The organism is Nostoc sp. (assembly GCF_036917975.1).
Classification (GTDB): domain Bacteria; phylum Cyanobacteriota; class Cyanobacteriia; order Cyanobacteriales; family Nostocaceae; genus Nostoc.
The window spans coordinates 1-3684 of the sequence record NZ_JBALEJ010000032.1; the positions used below are offsets into that span (position 1 = coordinate 1).

The 3684-nt window shown below is 44.2% G+C and carries 5 protein-coding genes; 2 read left to right on the forward strand and 3 right to left on the reverse strand.

Annotation, left to right across the window (positions count from 1 at the left end):
- The first annotated feature begins 245 nt into the window (after positions 1 to 245).
- The gene (locus V7K76_RS14575) at positions 246 to 1046 is read left to right on the forward strand and encodes a hypothetical protein (protein WP_335029819.1); all 801 of its coding nucleotides are present in this window, start codon (positions 246 to 248) and stop codon (positions 1044 to 1046) included.
- 34 nt (positions 1047 to 1080) lie between these two features.
- On the opposite strand, the gene V7K76_RS14580 is transcribed toward V7K76_RS14575, so the two are convergent.
- Positions 1081 to 1353, reverse strand: coding sequence for a hypothetical protein (locus tag V7K76_RS14580; RefSeq protein WP_335029820.1), 273 nt, complete (start codon positions 1351 to 1353; stop codon positions 1081 to 1083).
- A 31-nt stretch (positions 1354 to 1384) separates the two neighbouring features.
- Here V7K76_RS14580 and pyrC point away from each other — a divergent pair, with 31 nt between their 5' ends.
- Complete coding sequence (gene pyrC, locus V7K76_RS14585; protein ID WP_335029821.1) at positions 1385 to 2413, forward strand: dihydroorotase; 1029 nt, start codon at positions 1385 to 1387, stop codon at positions 2411 to 2413.
- 136 nt (positions 2414 to 2549) lie between these two features.
- Here pyrC and V7K76_RS14590 read toward each other — a convergent pair whose 3' ends face one another.
- Positions 2550 to 3206 carry a hypothetical protein gene (locus V7K76_RS14590; RefSeq protein ID WP_335029823.1) on the reverse strand — a complete coding sequence of 219 codons (657 nt, stop codon included), beginning with the start codon at positions 3204 to 3206 and terminating at the stop codon, positions 2550 to 2552.
- Between the two features lie 121 nt (positions 3207 to 3327).
- Entirely contained in the window at positions 3328 to 3471 is a 144-nt protein-coding gene (locus V7K76_RS14595) for a hypothetical protein (protein WP_335029825.1), read from the reverse strand.
- Between the last annotated feature and the right edge of the window lie 213 nt (positions 3472 to 3684).

Sequence of the window (3684 nt, forward strand, 5' to 3'; positions counted from 1 at the left end):
ACCGAGATCATCAACTGGAAAAAGCGGGTATTCATTCCGGTTTCAGACAAAGCCCCAGCTATTCTAGCGGCTGTGATTGAAATCTTGGGATAATTCCCAACCTCAAAGACCCAGATTAAATGTCTGGGTCTTTTTTACTCTCAGAAAAATTAATAAGCTAATCGGTATTAAAGTTTTACCCATTCACATGTCGTAAAAATCAGCTAGATGCATAGCTTAGGAATTAGGTAGTAACATAAGTTCAGTTGCTGCAAAATTCCCCGATTTCACCAGCTTTGCTTTTTGGGCTTTGGGGAAAAAATGTCAGATGTTTTTTACCCCAAAAGATGATGTTTACGCATTTCGATGCTAAATTCACGCGCATAGATGAGATAGTTCCTAATATATATAAGCTTTCGATCTCAAATAACAAGAAGTTTGTTTTCAGTCAATTTCTGCTCGTTGATGAGCGCCCGATGCTGATTCATACAGGTCGCTCAAATTGGTTCGAGCAAACTTATCAGCTAGTAGAGTCTGTCTGCGATCCTTCAAAACTTGATTACATAGGTTTTTGTCACCTTGAAGCTGATGAGTGCGGAGCGCTTAATCAGTGGCTTGAAGTAGCGCCGCAAGCGAAAACAATTGTGAGTCCTCTGAATCAATCAAACATGGATGACTTTGCACTGCGACCAACAACGGCTCTTAAGAATAACTCTGTTCTTTCCCTTGGTAGAAGAGATATCATCCTGATTGAAACTCCTCATTTTCCTCATGGATGGGAAGGTTGTGTATTTTATCAGCCGCAAGAGGAGATCCTTTTCTGTTCCGATCTCGCGGCTCATCCGGGTCAGTTCGATGAGCCTGTTACCGAGAAGGATCTTACAGAATCCATCATTAAGTTTCAGCAAAAAGTCGGGTTTATGTCTGAAGGGAAAAGTTTCACTCGAGGAATTGAGGCAATACAAAAGCTACCGATTAAGTACCTTGCAACAATGCATGGTTCTATTATTCACGGAGAGTCCATCCCAAAGCTTCTTTCTATAATGTTGGAAACCTTTGGCTGTTAAGTATTTCTGTTTTTACCAAAACATAATACATGCCTCAGTCGTCAGAACAGACATGATTTTTGTACGAGTGGCGGATCTGAGTTTGCGATCGATCGCCTACACCATCGCTTTGTCTGTAGTGAACCACGAGTTCGTAAACGTCGCCCCAAAATTTACCCCTTGATGACCAAACCCCGGCATGAATTACGTAAACAATTACAAACTGCTTAATTGATAAGCGTTTCCGCTTTTCAAGCGTGCCATTCAGTGCAGTATCATAGATAGCGATCGCCCCATACCAGATCTGGATGAGCGCCCCTATTTTCATGAGGCCCTTGTTGCCGTTTTATAATGAAAGGATGCAAAAGCTTACCATCACCCGACCTGACGATTGGCATCTGCATCTGCGCGACGGTGCAGCACTGAAAGCGGTTCTGCCCTACACGGTGCGTCAGTTTGCCCGCGCGATCATCATGCCGAACTTGAAGCCCCCTATCCGCTCGGTGGCAGATGCGGCTTGCTATCGCGATCGCATCCTCGCCGCCATTCCAGAAGGCCAACAGTTTGAGCCATTGATGACGCTCTACCTCACCGACAACACCAGCCCCGACGACATTCTCCAGGCGAAAGAATCTCAGTTTATCAAAGCGGTCAAGTACTACCCAGCCGGTGCAACGACCAACTCAGACTCCGGTGTGACGGATATTCAAAAGGGTGATCGCGTCTTTGAAGCAATGCAGCAGGTGGACATGCCGTTATTACTGCACGGGGAAGTGACCGATAACGATGTTGATACGTTCGATCGCGAGAAGGTGTTTATCGAGCGACATTTAATCCCTCTCAAGCAGCGATTTCCCAACCTGCGGGTGGTGCTTGAGCATATCACCACCTCCGATGCGGTGCAGTATGTCCTGTCTGCCAACACCATCGCAGCAACAATTACGCCACAACATTTGTTGTTTAACCGTAATGCCCTGTTCAAAGGCGGCCTTTGCCCCCATTTTTATTGCCTGCCCATTTTGAAACGGGAGGAGCATCGTCAGGCTTTGTTGCAAGCGGCAACATCGGGGAATCCGAAGTTTTTTTTAGGTACCGATAGCGCTCCCCATACCCGCACCAGCAAAGAAAGTTCCTGTGGCTGCGCGGGATGCTTTTCGGCTCTGCACGCCCTTGAGTTGTATGCCGAAGCATTTGAAAGCGTGAAAGCCCTGGATAAATTGGAGGCGTTCGCTAGCTTCTATGGCCCAGATTTTTATCAACTGCCGCGTAATACCGAGCGAATTACCTTGTCCAAAACGACTTGGCGCGTTCCTGATGAAGTTCCATTTATGGAATCTGGGCTTGTACCTTTGGGGGCGGGGCAGGAAATGACATGGCAAATGGTATGACATTTGCATTGTGCATCAGCCGTTGTGGAATCCTGTCGGTTAGCTTAGGCCAACGAGTAATTTGAATCCTGGCTCAAATTTGAGTCTGCGAATCTTCCATTTTGAGTGGTGATCGCCTTAGCAGAACTTTAATATTTTAGCTAGCACTTACCTGTTGCAATAAATTTGAGTCCCAGGTATAAAGTCCGATTTCTTCAGGTACTCTTGAAAATCTTCCTGTGCGATGCCCTCGCGATAATTCGTTCAGGACTTTGGGCTTTACTTCTATGACATCTGATGGATCAAGTTCTCCATATAATTCTTCGATAATTTCCGCCACATTGAAAACTTTACCCGGATTTTGTGACAACAAAGAGGTCAGCGCATCAATCAAAAACTGCCCGGAAAATTCTCCTTGCATTGCTATAGTATTAGTTTGTGCCTGTGGGTCAGGTTTTCTGTTTTTGCTCTTCTTAAAAGAACTAGTACGATTCGAGTTAAGCAATTTTAAATCTAGGGTAAAAGAACCTGGTTTACCAGGAACAAGCGACCATTTACCGCTTTCTCTGCCATAAGTTAATGTAGATTGAACTCTGCCCTTTACTAGTTTGAAAATATCTGGTTCTAAATCACCATAGAGCGATCGCACCACAAAATCTATGTGACATACAGTACCCCTGTGTTTTTGCAATACCTTTAGGATCGCTTCGGTGCGGTTGAGAGATTGATATTCCGGCAACATTGGAATTTCTGACCACAAGAGGGATTTCTCTAAAGTTTCTTGTTGTGTCTCTATCTCTTTTGATGTTGGCACTGGTGGCTCGTCGGCTTCACCAGATGTCGAGGATGATTCATTTATTTCTAAATTATTTGGCTATAAGCTTGGCACAAACAAGCTTTTGGCGATTATTCAAAAGTCAAGTTCTCAGCCGTTTTTAGTATACGTGATTGAGATTTGCTAAAGCTTGTATGTATAACTTTTCGTACTTCTCCACAATCGGAGCATAGTAGTCTCGTAATGACAACAGGGGAGCAAGAAAGGTTTCAGGAGGAGGCTGTAATTGTGATTGACTTTCCATAAACTTTTAATTTCACCAAAACCGCTATCCCTTGTACCATGAGTACATTTTTTTGTTGATCCTGATGCAACTAGCTCGTCAAATCTGCTACTAGCTAAATATGTACAACATCACGGGATCAATGTCAGTGCCAACAGGATTTTCTAAGCGTTGACGTATAAGTTGAGCTAAATTCTGTTCTGTATGAAAGTAAGTCGGCTTGTAGCAAAGTAG

Coding starts and splice junctions, on each gene's coding strand:
- V7K76_RS14580 (WP_335029820.1), bottom strand. CDS start 1,353: ATGAAAATAGGGGCGCTCATCCAGATCTGGTATGGGGCGATCGCTATC.
- pyrC (WP_335029821.1), top strand. CDS start 1,385: ATGCAAAAGCTTACCATCACCCGACCTGACGATTGGCATCTGCATCTG.
- V7K76_RS14595 (WP_335029825.1), bottom strand. CDS start 3,471: ATGGAAAGTCAATCACAATTACAGCCTCCTCCTGAAACCTTTCTTGCT.